This window comes from Flavobacterium kingsejongi, assembly GCF_003076475.1.
GTDB lineage: Bacteria > Bacteroidota > Bacteroidia > Flavobacteriales > Flavobacteriaceae > Flavobacterium > Flavobacterium kingsejongi.
In genome coordinates this window covers 2,673,812-2,689,311 of record NZ_CP020919.1, presented here as the reverse complement: position 1 = coordinate 2,689,311, position 15,500 = coordinate 2,673,812, and the positions used below count along the sequence as shown (strand labels likewise).

14 protein-coding genes are annotated in these 15,500 nt (G+C 41.3%); 6 read left to right on the top strand and 8 right to left on the bottom strand.

The window, feature by feature from the left end; genetic code table 11:
• Window positions 1–30: 30 nt before the first annotated feature.
• The gene (locus FK004_RS11845) at window positions 31–834 is read left to right on the top strand and encodes a DNA alkylation repair protein (RefSeq protein ID WP_108737439.1); all 804 of its coding nucleotides are present in this window, start codon (window positions 31–33) and stop codon (window positions 832–834) included.
• A 6-nt stretch (window positions 835–840) separates the two neighbouring features.
• Here FK004_RS11845 and FK004_RS11840 read toward each other — a convergent pair whose 3' ends face one another.
• On the bottom strand, window positions 841–1,629 hold the full coding sequence (locus tag FK004_RS11840; protein WP_108738828.1) for a PhzF family phenazine biosynthesis protein: 789 nt from the start codon (window positions 1,627–1,629) through the stop codon (window positions 841–843).
• Window positions 1,630–1,758: 129 nt separating this feature from the next.
• Between FK004_RS11840 and FK004_RS11835 the strand changes: the two genes are divergently transcribed.
• Window positions 1,759–2,310, top strand: a complete 552-nt coding sequence (locus FK004_RS11835; RefSeq protein ID WP_108737438.1) for a hypothetical protein — start codon at window positions 1,759–1,761, stop codon at window positions 2,308–2,310.
• Between the two features lie 42 nt (window positions 2,311–2,352).
• On the opposite strand, the gene FK004_RS11830 is transcribed toward FK004_RS11835, so the two are convergent.
• The 4 genes from FK004_RS11830 to FK004_RS11815 form a co-directional block, all read right to left on the bottom strand.
• Window positions 2,353–4,506: a TonB-dependent receptor gene (locus FK004_RS11830; protein ID WP_108737437.1), complete on the bottom strand. Its 2,154-nt coding sequence runs from the start codon at window positions 4,504–4,506 to the stop codon at window positions 2,353–2,355.
• A gap of 343 nt (window positions 4,507–4,849) precedes the next feature.
• Complete coding sequence (locus FK004_RS11825; protein WP_108737436.1) at window positions 4,850–6,130, bottom strand: glycosyltransferase family 4 protein; 1,281 nt, start codon at window positions 6,128–6,130, stop codon at window positions 4,850–4,852.
• Between the two features lie 3 nt (window positions 6,131–6,133).
• Window positions 6,134–8,587, bottom strand: coding sequence for a YfhO family protein (locus tag FK004_RS11820; RefSeq protein ID WP_108737435.1), 2,454 nt, complete (start codon window positions 8,585–8,587; stop codon window positions 6,134–6,136).
• Between the two features lie 81 nt (window positions 8,588–8,668).
• Window positions 8,669–8,932 carry a DUF4834 family protein gene (locus FK004_RS11815; RefSeq protein ID WP_108737434.1) on the bottom strand — a complete coding sequence of 88 codons (264 nt, stop codon included), beginning with the start codon at window positions 8,930–8,932 and terminating at the stop codon, window positions 8,669–8,671.
• Between the two features lie 126 nt (window positions 8,933–9,058).
• Here FK004_RS11815 and FK004_RS11810 point away from each other — a divergent pair, with 126 nt between their 5' ends.
• Complete coding sequence (locus tag FK004_RS11810) at window positions 9,059–10,024, top strand: transporter (protein WP_108737433.1); 966 nt, start codon at window positions 9,059–9,061, stop codon at window positions 10,022–10,024.
• 5 nt (window positions 10,025–10,029) lie between these two features.
• A complete protein-coding gene (locus FK004_RS11805) occupies window positions 10,030–11,154 on the top strand; it encodes a GNAT family N-acetyltransferase (RefSeq protein WP_108737432.1) in 1,125 nt (374 codons plus the stop codon).
• Between the two features lie 58 nt (window positions 11,155–11,212).
• Here FK004_RS11805 and FK004_RS11800 read toward each other — a convergent pair whose 3' ends face one another.
• Window positions 11,213–11,701 carry a hypothetical protein gene (locus FK004_RS11800; protein WP_108737431.1) on the bottom strand — a complete coding sequence of 163 codons (489 nt, stop codon included), beginning with the start codon at window positions 11,699–11,701 and terminating at the stop codon, window positions 11,213–11,215.
• A gap of 133 nt (window positions 11,702–11,834) precedes the next feature.
• Window positions 11,835–13,103: a cysteate-C-fatty acyltransferase gene (gene capB, locus FK004_RS11795; protein ID WP_108737430.1), complete on the bottom strand. Its 1,269-nt coding sequence runs from the start codon at window positions 13,101–13,103 to the stop codon at window positions 11,835–11,837.
• 186 nt (window positions 13,104–13,289) lie between these two features.
• Here capB and FK004_RS11790 point away from each other — a divergent pair, with 186 nt between their 5' ends.
• Complete coding sequence (locus tag FK004_RS11790) at window positions 13,290–14,057, top strand: NYN domain-containing protein (protein WP_108737429.1); 768 nt, start codon at window positions 13,290–13,292, stop codon at window positions 14,055–14,057.
• A gap of 10 nt (window positions 14,058–14,067) precedes the next feature.
• Here FK004_RS11790 and FK004_RS11785 read toward each other — a convergent pair whose 3' ends face one another.
• Entirely contained in the window at window positions 14,068–14,517 is a 450-nt protein-coding gene (locus tag FK004_RS11785; RefSeq protein ID WP_108737428.1) for a response regulator, read from the bottom strand.
• A gap of 210 nt (window positions 14,518–14,727) precedes the next feature.
• Between FK004_RS11785 and FK004_RS11780 the strand changes: the two genes are divergently transcribed.
• Window positions 14,728–15,291 (top strand): hypothetical protein, encoded by a 564-nt coding sequence (locus FK004_RS11780; RefSeq protein ID WP_108737427.1) that lies wholly within the window; start codon window positions 14,728–14,730, stop codon window positions 15,289–15,291.
• The last annotated feature ends 209 nt before the right edge of the window (window positions 15,292–15,500 follow it).

The following is a 15,500-nucleotide window of genomic DNA, read 5'->3' as shown; positions in this document are numbered from 1 at the left end:
TATTGCACCGGAACACTTAAAAGAACACTTATGATCCCTATAAAACGCAAAGGCTCAAAATCAACGAAGGACATTCCAGCCGCCATCATGGCACAACTGAACTGTGGCACTATAGCAACAGCCAACCTGGTAGAATGGCTGGCGGTGGATCAGGAAATATTATTGGAGCACCTCCTGATCCAATTGAAGAGGGAACCTTACCTCGTCCCTATACTTGAAAGCATCAAACAATTGAAAAAACAAACGGTCAATACCATCAATGAAGCTATAGGAACCACACTTTGGTCCCAGATGGAGCAGCATAACGATACGGTGATTTTTGAAACGATAGCCACACATCCTTCTGATTTGGTCCGGTGCTGGGCAGCCTATGGCATTGGTCACAACCCGAAACTGAATATTGGGGAAAAATTAAGGCAGATCCTGCCTTTTGCTGCAGATCCCCATTTTGGTGTACGCGAAATCAGCTGGTTGGCACTCCGCCCTTCTATTACGGCACAATTGACGGAAAGCATTGCCCTACTCGCTACCTGGACCGCCCATACCGATACCAATATAAGGCGGTTTGCCTGTGAAGCGATAAGGCCACGGGGCGTTTGGAGTGCCCATATTGAAGCCTTAAAAAAAAACCCGGAATTGGCCCTGCCTATTATAACACCATTGCAATCTGACCCATCAAAATATGTGCAGGACAGCGTGGGCAACTGGCTGAATGACGCCAGCAAATCCAATCCTAATTTTGTATGGGACTTATGCCAAAAATGGAAAACGGAAAGCGATACTAAAGCTACAGCCTATATCGTGAAGAAAGCGTTGCGAACCCTTCAAAAATAACAGTACTTATTCGGTCCAGCAGGTTCCTGACGCATAGGTTTTCGCATGGCCACTAATCCGTACACGATCGCCAGCATCCACACAAAACAGTTGCCCGCCCCGTTGGGACAACTGGAAAGCAGTCATTTCTTTTTTACCCAACGCTGCTGCCCAATAGGGAATCAGGGAGCAATGGGCTGATCCGGTAACCGGGTCTTCGAGTATGGAGGCCTGGGGTGTAAAAAAGCGGGACACAAAATCACTGTGCGCGCCTTTGGCAGTGACAACGATACCGCCGGGATCAAGATTCACCTGATCCAGCAGGTTACGGTTTATTTGTATCGCCCGGATATCGGCTTCGTCATCATACACCAGGACATAATCCCGGGATTTTAAAACTTTGGAAGGCTGGATGCTCAACGCCTGTGCGATCAGTTCTGGTAAAACCGCCGCTTCCGGCATTCGGGATGGGAAGTCCAGCGTGTACAATCCTTCCGCTACAGTAACTTCAAGATCACCGCTCAGTGTTGTAAATACTATTGCCGGTTTGGAATAGCCTAAAATCGTAGTGATTACATGTGCCGTTGCCAGTGTCGCATGTCCGCAAAGATCCATTTCGATCTCCGGGGTAAACCAGCGCAAGTGGAACTTATCCCCTGCAGGGACAAAAAAAGCCGTTTCTGCGACTGCATTCTCCTGCGTAATTTTCAAAAGCACTGCATCGGGCAGCCATTCCTCTAAAGGGACTACACAGGCAGGATTGCCGGAGAAAATATATTCTGTAAAAGCATCAATCTGGTAAAAATTTAGTTTCATTTTGCTGTGGTATAAAAACCAAACATACATTTTTTTACACAAAACCCGGTATTCTTTATCCAAAAAAAATGCAGATTGAAAACTATTTACTAAATTTAATATGCCCCATTCACCTTATCCCCAGTACTTATGAGCTTTTTCACTCTTGCCACCGCTATGCTCCTCACGCTATCGTTTATGAATCTCGATCCAAAAGCATTTCAGACGCTGATCAAAAGTAATTCGACCACTACTAAACATGTGATTCCGCCCAAAACAGACATTAAAAAGTGCTTTACCAATTTCAAGAAACAACTCCTCAATGCCCAAGGCATGAAAGCAATAGTCCATTTTCCTTTCTATACCGCCAAAGCATCTCTTTCTGATAGTACGCTACCTACAGACGCCATAACAGCGGAAGCTTTTAAAAAATACTATCCGGAAATTTTCACTGCGGATGTGTTGCGTCTTCTGCCGGACTATCCGCTGGTTGACCTCACCGAAATCGATGCCAAAACCAAAGATCCTTATTATCGGGAACTCCTAAAAATAACAGATCCCGGAATGCCGCTTTATGAGGCCTATCGGCAGTTTCCCGAAAGTGGTACCGCAGCTGAAAGCTATTTTGGTTTTGTATTTGGTAAAATAAAGGGCGATTATAAATTAGTCGCCTATTATGGAAAATGGCCGGTCGTAGGCTAACCGGTCAGGTTGTATTACTGTAATAGTATTGATAGCCGCTCATTAAAGGTTCTCCAATTGGTTTGTTTTTTTATCAGCACTGATTGTCCAGAAGAACCCGATGAATATGGAACGGTCTGCTGTAGGAACCACCGCCTGCCTGTTGTATACGCCCGCTGCATTGGGTGCTGTGGCATAATCATACCCGTATACATTTTGCAATCCCAGTACATTGCTCACGGAGAAATATAAAATCTTTTGTGCCGATAATAAATAAGCACAGCTCAGACTCAGATTATTGTAACTCTTAGTCTTCGAAGCCATAAAGTCAGTAGTGTTGGGGTCATTGTACGGCCTGCCGGAGCTAAAGGTATAGGTCGCCCCAAACTGGCTTTTTAAGCCTTCCACCCAATACTTCCCTACGACTGAAAAGTTATGATGGGCCACAAAATTCGGCATAACCGCTTTTGGGTAATTCCTGAAATCCCGCTTGGTATCAATGTAGGAATAGGAAATCCAATAATCCATATTCTTAACCGTTTTATTATCCCGCCAGAACAGATCGAGCCCCTGTGCATAACCGCTTCCATTCGTCCTGAAAACCGAATTGTATACTACTGTTGGCGTGTCATAATGTACCAGGTCGTTGTACTTTTTATAATAGGCTTCGGCACGAAAGGTCTTTCCGCCCTCATTGTACTGATAGTTTACTAAATAATGCTGCGTTTTCTCATTGGTTAAATCAGAAGCGTATTTCAGGTAATCAGCTTTAGGAGCCTGTACGAAAGTACCGTAAGCCGTTGAAAACTGTGAGTATTTCCCGGTTTTGTAAGCCAGGGACAATCGTGGAGACACTGTAAATTCCTGTAATAGCTCATTTTGAGAGGTACGGAATCCGATCTTGGCAGCTAACTTTTTCGAAAAGAAAACATCAGCTTCGGTATAGGCTGCGATAATGTTGCTGGTGTAGCCACTTTGGTAACTGTTACTGGCAAATGCAGTATAGTCTTCCGAGAAATTAGTATAAAAATAATCCGCACCGAAATTCAGTTTGAAACGTTCGGAGATGGTTTTGCGGAGCTTGAATTTTAAATGGGAAGCGTGTTCCGCATTCTGCACCCGGTTGGCATCCAGCCCGATCTTATTTTGGTTGTATCCATAACTGAGCCCGGTAGTCAATAACCAGTTACTGCCAAAATAGCCTTTATAGGATCCATTGACATAGACATTGTTATTGTTCATATCCACACGCATTTTTTCGACCTGGTTCACATTGAACTGATTGATATCGAAATCGGCATGGTCAAAAGCTGCATAGAGTTTGTACAGCCCTGCTTCGGTCTTATGGCGGTATACCGATTCCCCGGAGAAGGAACGATATGCACGGTTCCAGTCGGCATTTTGTGGCATTACTGCCTGATAGGGCGCCAGGTCAATATAGGAAGTATTAAAAGTAAGCGAATTCTGCTCCCATTTTTTGGTTTTGCTTAGCCCGGCTCCAACGGACATGACCGAAATATCAGTTTGCTCCTGTACCGGCTCATCAATGGTATTGAGTAATAATACACTGGATAAAGCTTCACCATACTCTGCAGAATAGCCACCGGTTGTAAATGTGATCCCATTAAACAGGAAGGGTGAAAAGCGCCCGCGCGTTGGCAGGTTATTGGTACTGGCCCCATACGGTTGTGCCACGCGAATACCATCGATATAGGTTTGCGTTTCATCGGCTTCTCCACCGCGCACAAATAGTTTTCCACTTTCCCCTACCACCTGGTTTCCCGGCAAAGTCTGTAAAGCCGCAATGATATTCCCCGCTGAACCTGCAGTGGTCACAATATCCAAAGGTTTAAGTGCGCTTACCCGTGCATTGTCTCCCGCCTCAAAACTGCCGGCATTAATCATCACCGCATCCAGCGTATTGACAGCACTTTTAAGTTTTAAAGTCATATTGGCAGCTTCTTCCACCGTAATGGATACCCGGGAAGTTTCGTAAGCCAGGAAGCTAATGATCAGGGTTTGGGGGCCGGTGGCTTCGGTGGTAAATTCGAAAGTTCCATTTTCAGCGGTTGTAGCCCCATCATAAGCACCTTCCAGGAAAACATTCGCTCCGTAAACGGGTAAACCCTTTTCATCCACTACTTTACCGGATAGCGTCGTTTGTGCCTGTAGCCAGTAGGTCATGCATATAAAGAATAGTGTAAAGGTTGCTTTCATAAGAGTATCATTTTATAGGTACAAATATGGAAGCTATCCGTCTGGAAAAAAATTAGTATTGACTGAGTTGTCAGAATTCGGGGATGAATTGTAGGGACTGCAATTGGGTTATTGCATACAACGCACTGTTATCAACAAAAAACGTTGTAGTGTCGAAATTAGTAAATATTTAACTATACCACCTCTAAATTAGATCGTTAGTGATTCAGTTTTGGCACGTTAATTGAATTATTACCAGTACAATTAAATTACGTTTTTCATAATTTAGTTAAAGTTTTGGTTGGTTTGGTTAGATGTGAAAATCCCGTTATGCAGCAGTGCACAGCGGGATTTTCTTTTGCCCTTATTTCAGGATGAGTTCGGCCAGCTGTTTCGTAAGCTGTTTCCTGCTATAGTGTTGCAGCCCTACAGCGTGGGATTGCAAGGTTTTGTTTTGGTAGTCCTTATAATATTTCAGCAGTGTCTCCTTTAGCAGATCCATATCGCTATAGCGGATAAAAACACCTGTATTGGTCGTACGTACAATTTCTTCAAAATCTGAATCTTCAGGTCCCATGGCAATAATAGGCCTTTCGGAAACCATATATTCAAATAATTTTCCCGGGATGATGCTTTTCGTCTCTTCCGAATTGATCTCTATAAGCAATAGCACCTGCGATTTTCGCTGTTCTTCGACCGCCCGCTGGTGGGACACATATCCCATGGTATTCAAATATTTGCCCAGGCGAAATTCGGCAATGGCATCCAATACTTCCTGGCTCACCGCCCCGATCAGCTTCAGTTGGAAATCTTTCTTGAAATCCGGGTTTTCCTTGATCAGCTCTTTCAGGCATTTCCACAAAATGCGGGGATTCCGTTCCGATAATAAAGAACCAATATGCGCAAGCGTGAACTTCTCATCCAGGGTTTGCTTTGCCACAGGTTCCACATCATAACCATTGGTAATAACCGTGATGGGCTGTGGTGTCAATGCTTCAAATTCCGCTTTGGTGGTTTTGCTGGTCACTACAATATGATCAGCAGTACGCAACACTTTACTTTCCCGCATTTTGTGCTTTCGTTCTGCATAGGCAGATAGCCGCAGGGCCTTATGATAACCAATAGTAGTCCAGGGATCCCGGAAATCAGCAATCCAGCGCAACTGCAGTTCACTTTTCAAAGCCATTCCAATCAGGTGGAGGCTGTGTGGTGGCCCCGTTGTGATGATCGTATCAATTCCTTCGGCAGCGATATACTCTTTGAGATAGGCCACCGAGGGCTTTACCCACAATACCCGCGCATCAGGAATAAAAAGATTCCCGCGTACCATCAGGAGGCATTTCTCCAGGAAGGATTGTTTCCGGCTTTTCGGGATAATTCCCGAACTGAATGATTTGGTTTTATTTTTTGAAAAAAACGAAGCCCATTTATAGGGCTCCGTTATCTTTTTTTTCAGTAGTGTCAGTCCTTCCGGTACTTCTGCAATGAGTTTCTCATCCAGTATCGGATAGGTAGGATTTTCAGGCACATAGACGATTGGCTCAACCCCAGACTCTGGCAGGTATTTTGCAAATTTTAACCATCGCTGTACGCCGGGACCACCTGCTGGCGGCCAATAATAAGAGATGATCAGTACTTTTTTCATTGCCTATTCGTTTACTGATTTTTTGTTTTTGTCTTTACGGACAGAATAATAAATACCACCACCAATGGCGATAAGCATACCGATAAAGCTAAAAAGCGTAATCATGCTCCCGGTTTTTACTACCTGTGGTTCAAATTTGAATTCAATAGTATGTTTTCCAGCCGGAATGTTCAGGGCGCGTAAAATATAATCGGCTCTGAAATGTTCTGCTGCTTTACCATCAATAGTGACATTCCATCCTTTTTTATAATACATCTCTGAAAAAACAGCCAAACCATCGTTGGTATTGTTACTGCTGTATTTCAGGTAATTCGGTTTGTACTGAACCATCTTGATAGTAGCACTGCTGTCTACGGTAAAGCTCTTGGCTTTGATCAGGCTGCCAAATTCTTTTTCATTTACAATAGCAGTTATTTTACTATCCAGGCTATCCAGTGCTTTCATTTCTGCATCGGCAGATTGAACCGTTTCGATGCTTTTTACAAACCATGCATTTCCATTGGCATCCGGATTAGGAACAGGGATATCCTGCCCTTTTTCATTTTTCTGGATGATATATTTTACATTGAGCATATTCAGTACCTCAATATTATTATTGGCCAGTTGGTAATCAAACAGTTGCTGCATCCGCTTAGGGCGTACTGCACTATAACCACCAATCGATTTGTGGAAATAGGAGGTTCGGCCGTTTAAAAGTCCGCTTACTTCAAAAACCCTGTAATCTGTAGTATCTTTTTTGATCCATAAATCGGCCTGGGAAGCTTCAAAAGGCTGCTCTGCCTGACCCGGACTTACGAAACTGCTATTATCAACATAGTTTTTGTCAATAAGCACCAAATCCCCTACCATCAGGATACCCACTAATACTACGGCAGTAGTATGGGATACTTTTTCTTTGATAAAACACCAGAGTATTCCTGCAGAAGCCAGGATCAGGAATCCGGAACGCAGCAGGTCTGACGTATACATGCTCCTACGGTCTTCTTTCAACGCATTGACAAAATCCGGACCTGTATTTTGGATATAATAGGCATCATTACCGCCTGAGAAGCTAAAGAGTGATTTGGCAATGAACAACAATACGATCAATCCCAAACTCACCATTCCAGATTTTTTAAGGCCATCCCATTGCTCTTCCTTAGTCGATTTAAAAAAGGAATACAATCCCATAATCGCCAGAACAGGCATACAAAGTTCCACAATCACCTGGATGGAAGACACAGCCCTGAATTTATCATACATTGGGAAAAAGTCCAGAAACAGGTTGGTTAGTACCGGAAAGTTTTTACCCCAGGAAAGCATCAGGGTTAAGATGGCACCGATAAGGAAAGCATATTTTAGTTTTCGTTTTTCAACAAACATTGCCAATACAAACAGGAAGAATACCACTGCCCCGATATAGGCCGGTGCAGCAACAATAGGCTGGTCGCCCCAATAAGTTGGCATGCCCTGTGAAGCATAATCCACTGCCTGGGCTTCGGAGATGTAATGGTCTTCCGAGATTGGCTGGGTTTGTAAAAATTCCACCATATGGGAATCCTTACCTAATTTTTCATGTGTTGCCCCTCCGAATAAACGTGGTGCAATAAGGTTTAATGATTCTGCTATGCCATAGCTGTATTCTGTTATATAGTCATAGGTCATGGCATTGGTGGATGTAGCTTTGGATCCGTCAGGGCTGTAGGTAAGATCACTGTCACTACGGATACTGAAATCAGCATATTCTTTTGTGGCCATGAGGCTGGTCGCATTTGCGCCAATAGCCAGGATCAGGGCAATGAGGAATGTCCCTGCAATAGGCAGCAGTACTTTGTATTCTTTATTCTTAATAATTTGTACCATAAAATAGATCCCGATCACCAATAGTAAAATCAGCAGGTACAAGGTCATCTGGAAGTGATTCGCATTGATTTCCAATGCAGTCGCGAGCATGGTGAGAATTCCCCCGGCAATATACCGGCGTTGGAATACCATAATCACCCCGGCAACTACCAGTGGTATATAGGCGATAGCATGTGCTTTGGCATTGTGACCAACCCCCAAGATAACAATCAGGTAGGTGGAAAATCCAAAGGCCAGTGCCCCGATAAATGCTTTTAAAGGATCGGCTTTCAGGACGAGTAACAGTCCATAAAAACCAAGGAAATAAATGAAAAGGTAATCCGCAGGACGGGGTAGAAAACGGATAATCCCATCGATGCTTTTGATGTAATTGTGTGGATATTTTGCTCCTAACTGGTAGGTTGGCATCCCCCCGAAGGCAGAATTGGTCCAGTAAGGCTCGGTTTTTTCTTCTTTACGAAAATCATTCTGTTCTTTTGCCATCCCGGTATACTGCTGGATGTCAGATTGTAACATTTCTTTTCCCTGAAGTACGGGATAAAAATAAATCAATGCAATCAAAAGGAATCCTGCAACCGATAAAAGATGCGGATAGAATTTGTTTAGTACTTTCATAGAAGAAGAAAAATTTTAATTCGTTACAACATAAAAACGCCTTCCATTTCTGACGAAACGAAAGCGTTCAATACTGCAAACTTAATCTATTTCTTCATAATCTACATATTCCCCGACTTTTTTAGTTTCTTTTGGACGTGAAAAAGAAGGTGCCTGTGTCGTTGTATTCTGATTGTTGGAAGTATAGTGTTGTTGCTGGCTTTGTTTAAAATTGGCTTCCGCTTTCTGAACGATATTCCTCAAAACAATAGGTGCGAAGAGCCTAAAAAGAAACTTAAAAACATAATAAAACACTACAAGGTAAAATAATGTTTTGATAAAACCTGTAAATGATGCTTCTTGCATGATCTGGATATATTTTTGTCAAATTTAATAAATTGTCGTATTTAATTGAAACTATCTCTCTTAAATAAATAATAAAATATGTTACTTTTGGTTTATATTCTATTTCATCAAAGTAAATTGAAAAATATGACCAGACTAAAACCGACCTTACTGTTGCTTTCGCTCCTGGCAACAAGCTTAAACTATGCACAATTCACGGATGCTATTAATTCCAACCGACCTGGAAAATCCATGTCGGCTTTTTCTGTTGGGAAGACCGTTTTCCAGGCAGAAGGAGGCATTTACGGAATTTCAGAAAATCATGACATCCTGAATTATGACGCAAAAGGATTTGGCGGGGAGTTGGCCATACGCTATGGTGCTTTCAAAGAACAATTGGAATTTGTAGTAGAATTACAATACCAGGCCGATCAGTATACAACCGCATTGCAAACCACCAACCGAAGTGGATTGAAGAGTACGACTATCGGAGCTAAATACCTGGTGTATGACCCTTTCAAAAATTATGAAGAGAAAGTAAACATTTACAGTTGGAAAGCCAATCACCGCTTCAAATGGAGACAATTGATCCCTGCTGTTGGCGTTTATGCCGGAGCCAATCTTGTATTTGGCGATAATCCTTATACCTTTGCAACGGATCCTTCCATCAGCCCGAAAGTGATGGTAATTACCCAGAATCATTTTGGCCGTTGGGTAGTGGTCACCAATATTATTGCCGATAAAATCTCAACCGATTACCCAAGCTACGGCGGTATATTGACGGTTACCAGAGGATTTAACGAAAAATGGTCCGGTTTCCTCGAAGTGCAGGGCTATAAAAGTGATTTTTATTCTGACGGGATCTTCAGGGGCGGTGCTGCCTACCTGATCCAGGAAAACATACAGGTTGATGCTTCTATCAGTAAAAATATCAAAGATACGCCATCGATATTTTACGGTGGAATTGGAATTTCCTGGCGTTTTGATAAAAATTACAAAGACGTCCTGATCGATAGCGGAAAAGATTCTAAAGGTGATAAAAAGGCCAAGAAAGAGAAAGAAGAGAAGAAAAAAAGAGTGGACGAAATTGAAGGGGAACCTACGACTAATTAAAAATTATGATTACGATTAAAGAAGCTAAAACGAAAGCGGAACTGAAAGACTTCATTAAGTTTTCGTTTGAACTATACAAAGGCAATCCGTACTGGATTCCGCCTATTATCAATGATGAGCTGGAAGGGTTTGATAAAACCAAAAACCCCGCTTTTGAAAGTGCAGAAGCTTACTTTTACCTTGCGTACCGCGATAACAAGATTGTGGGTAAAATTGCAGCGATCATCAATTGGGATGAAGTGAATAACCAGCATAAAAAGAAAGTCCGTTTTGGCTGGTTTGATGTTATCGATGATATCGAAGTGACCAAAGCCTTATTGGAAAAAGTATACGAACTGGGCCGGAAAAATAACTTAGAGTATACCGAAGGCCCAATGGGATTTTCCAATCTGGATAAAGTGGGCGTACTTACAGAAGGTTTTGACCAGATGGGCACCATGATCACCTGGTACAATTACTCCTATTATAAAGATCATTTTGAACAATTGGGTTTTGTACAGGAAAAAGAATACCAGGAAAATATATTCCCGTTTGCCAACGTGGTCGCCAATCGGGATTTCTTCCTGAAAGCTAACGACCTTATCACCAAAAGATACCAACTGAAAGCACTGGGTTTTACCAAGACTAAAGACATTATGCCGTATGTGGATGAGATGTTTGACGTGTTCAATAACAGTTATGCCAACCTCTCCTCGTTTGTCGCTATAAACGAAGTACAGAAAGCCTATTTCAAGAAGAAATACATCAGCCTGATCAATCCGGAATACATTAAATTTGTTTTGGATAAAGACGGAAAACTAATCGGGTTCAGCATCGTGATGCCTTCTTTTTCGGAAGCGCTTAAAAAAGCCAACGGAAAACTTTTCCCCTTTGGTTTTTACCACCTGCTCAAGGCCAAAAAACACAGTAAGGAAGTGGTATTTTACCTGATTGGTATTGCTCCGGAATACCAGAATAAAGGAATAACAGCCCTGATCTTTAATGAATACTATCATACCTTTAAAGAAAGAGGCATCATCAGCTGTGTGCGTACGCCCGAGCTGGAAGAAAATAATGCCATCCATAATTTATGGAAAAATTTCAGTCCGGTTACTAATAAAAGAAGAAAGACCTATCGCAAAACGATTTAGGAATACCTTATATTCTAAAAGAGCGGCTTTTCAATTGAAAAGCCGCTCTTTTTTTGTTTTAATAACACTTACCGCGCTTGAGCACGATGCTGTTCTTATCAAATTTCAATTGCTTGGGATTTTTGAAATGCTGGGTATCCCCCTTCATGGTAACTTCCCCAAAACCTTCGACAAAGACGGTATCACGTTCCGTATTGCGTACAAAAGCCACTTCGCGGATGGACATCATCCCTTCCGATTGAAACGAATATTCCGCCCGTAAGGTATCTTTTTCCATTGTTCCGGTAAAAGTCCCGGTATTGCTATCCTTTTCGTTTAATTTGTATATCAATTCCCCCTGGGCAATACCATTGGTTACTTTTAAGGTCATTTGTATGGTATCTTTATTCTTGATCATTTCATAACACTCCGTAACGGTCAGTGGTGCCTCCGGTGTTGGTGTTACAGTAGTTTCATCCTGCCCATTCATTGTATCCCCTGATTTTTTATCACCACAGGAAACCAAAAAAGCATAAAGCATTCCAAAAAGTAAAATATTCTTTTTCATAATCATCATTTTAGGGTTAGACTATAAAGTTACTGGATTCGATGTGGAATTTTGTTAATTAAAAACAAAAAACTATCGAAACGAAAAAGCCATTCCGATATTGAATGGCTTTCTAACGTTAAAACAAGAAAAATTAACGCTCTTCGCTTACGTCTACAGTACGTTCTTCGGCCCATTTGGCATAGGTTCCGTTTTCTAATTTTTCCCTGATATTTTCAAAAGCAACCAAGGTCTGGTTGATATCTTCTAAGGTATGTGTTGCTGTTGGAATCATTCGCAATAAGATAATCCCTTTTGGGATTACAGGATAAATTACGATGGATAAGAAAACATTGTAATTTTCTCTCAGGTCATTTACCAGCATCATCGCTACCGGCACACTTCCTTCCAGGTAAACCGGAGTTACACAGGTATTGGTATCCCCAATATTGAATCCTTTTTCTCTCAGTCCATTTTGTAATGCGTTTACATTTTCCCATAACTTTGCTTTCAGTTCCGGCATGGTACGCAACATATCCAGACGTTTCAATGCACCAGCCACTAAAAGCGACGGTAATGCTTTGGCGAACATTTGGGAACGCAGGTTGTATTTCAGGAAGTCAATAATATCTTTGTCAGCTGCGATAAAAGCACCAATACTGGCCATAGATTTCGCAAAAGTGGAGAAGTAAACGTCAATCTGATCCTGAACGCCCTGCTCCTCACCCGCTCCGGCCCCGGTTTTACCCAGTGTACCAAAACCGTGTGCATCATCTACCAATAACCTGAAGTTGTATTTTGCTTTCATAGCTACAATCTCCTTCAGCTTACCTTGCTGCCCGCGCATTCCAAAAACACCTTCTGTGATCAATAATATCCCACCACCGGTAGTTTCGGCCATTTTAGTAGCACGGTCCAGGTTTTTTTCGATACTTTCAATATCGTTATGTTTGTATGTAAAACGTTTTCCCATGTGAAGCCTTACCCCATCAATAATACAGGCATGTGCATCCACATCATAAACGATAATATCATTTTTGGTTACCAAAGCATCAATAACAGATACCATTCCCTGATAGCCGAAATTCAACAGATAAGCCGCTTCCTTTTGTACAAATTCAGCCAGTTCATTTTGCAATTGCTCGTGTAACGTAGTATGTCCAGACATCATCCGGGCTCCCATCGGATAGGCAGCACCATATTCTGCAGCAGCCTGAGCATCGACAGCGCGTACTTCAGGATGGTTTGCAAGTCCAAGGTAATCATTGATACTCCAGTTGATGACTTCTTTTCCGTGAAACATCATTCGGTTAGAAAGCGGTCCTTCCAGTTTTGGAAAAACATAATATCCTTCTGCCTGAGAAGCCCATTTTCCTAACGGACCTTTATTATTTTGTATTCTTTCAAATAAATCTTTTACCATAATATAAATGTAAAAATGAATGTCGTTAAAAACGGTGCAAAAATAATTATTTATTCATTGGTATCATAATTATTTAAGGATTGATTTTAGGCTGATTTCCAACCGGGTATTCTTATGGAATTGTACTTTAAAGATTTTTAAAACAGGGTAAATACACTATCTTTGAAATACTATAAACCTAAAAATATGAATCTGAGTAAACAAGATCTGAAATTAGCTGTGCTTATTGACGCTGACAATGTCCCTTTTAGCAATGTCAAAGGAATGATGCAGGAAATCGCTAAATACGGAACCCCTACCACCAAGCGTATCTATGGTGACTGGACCACATTACACGACAAAGGCTGGAAAAGCGTATTGCTCGAACATGCCATTACCCCTATACAACAATACAGTTATACGTATGGCAAGAACTCTTCTGATTCTGCTATGATTATTGATGCAATGGACATCTTATATTCCGAAAAAGTGGATGGCTTTTGTATTGTATCCAGTGATAGTGATTTTACACGACTGGCAATACGCCTCCGGGAATCCGGAATGAAAGTGATTGGTATCGGAGAGAAAAAAACACCCAATCCTTTTATTGTAGCCTGTGACCTTTTCGTCTATATTGAAGTAATTGAAGGTGCTAAGAAGAAAGAACCTGCCAAAACCAATACCATTACCGGAATCAAGAAAAAAGAAGAGAAACCACCACAGCAAAAAGTGGATATTGAAACCATACACCTGATTGAAGCCAGTATTGAAGATATTGCCGATGATGATGGCTGGGCATTTTTGGGGGATGTTGGAAATCTTATCGTAAAAAAGAAACCCGATTTTGATCCGAGAAGTTATGGCTTTTCAAAATTGACTCCCCTATTGAAATCAATGAGTGACTTTCTGGAAATTGATGAGCGCGAATTGGATGGCAAAAGGATCAAGCACGTCTACGTACGGCTGAAACCCTAAAATTTACTTCCTAAACGGCATACCGATCCAAAACAAATTTATCCCTACCTGGCTGGGTCTCTGAAGCCCTGGCCAGTTGTATGGCATACGAAATAATCCGGCTGAATTCTGAAAAACTGGAGGGCTTCTGGATACAATAGTCTGCTCCGCTATCGTAGAGATTATCCAGTACTGCCGGTGAGAAAAAAGTAGAGAAAACAATTACTTTAATGTCTTTGAGCTTTTCATTGGCAAGTATCTCATTCACACACTCAAAACCATTTTTAAGAGGCATATTCAAATCCAGGAATACAATATCCGGCAAAACAGGAGCCTTTCCTAACAGCTGCATCAGCTCTTCACCATTCTGTGCAATAGTAAGTTGAATGGGAGTTGGTTGCTCATTTAAAATTTCTTCGAAGAAGAGGCTATCGTCCAGGTCGTCCTCCGCAAGATAAAGATTAAGAAATTTATCATTCATACTCAAAAGATTAAGATCACAAATTTATCGTTTGACACATACCCTTTAGTTAATAAATCGTTAAAAGCACGTCTCCTAAATCCTAAAACTTCCAATGCAACATTATTATTGTGTTAGCAGCGATAAAATCAAAAAATCATATTAAAATGCTCTCATTTAAAAAATCAAAATTGTAATTTTAGATCATAAACCTACAAAACCACCGCTACTATGGAATTTTTAAACGACGTAATACAACAACTTGAACAAGACTTCGATGGCACAGGCTTTTATTTTGAAGTACAACGCGATATTAAGGAAGACAACAACTACAATAAAATCAAGGTTGAAAAAATAATTGTCAAAAACTCTATTTTTGGCTCTGTACGTGGAATTCCTTACACTAAAGTATCGGAACATTATGAAGATTTCTATTTTAAGATCAAGCGTGACCTGATCGAGCTTGTCCTTCCCTATATGATCAAGCAGCAATTGCACAAAAAAACAAACTGGGCAACCGACACTACTTTCCGACTCTTAGGGACGGAAGAAAGCAAACTCGTAATCGAGGCCCTTTTCCATAATGATGACACCGATATGACAATGGAACTGAAAAAATCGATTTATAATTTCGTCAAAAAAGACCTGACGGAAGAACAGATGAAATCCCACCTATACATTTATACGAATGCCACCGATGAAATGCGCTACTTTGTAGTAGTAGACAAAACACAACTCATCCGTATACTGGACGAAAAAGAATTTACTTTCATCATGTCGCTAAAAAGCTATTAATCAATTTTTTAATCATAATTGCAAAACACCGGGTATATATCCGGCGTTTTTGCTTTTTATACAATACAGGTTCCAATCATTCAAAACTTCAGGAAATAAAAGCCGGTCTTTTACAAAAAGTTGCTCTTTCCACGCTGGGATAAGGTTGTATTTTATGAATTGTAAATAAAATAGCTGTTCGGAAATAAATGCTGCATTTTACGAAGATT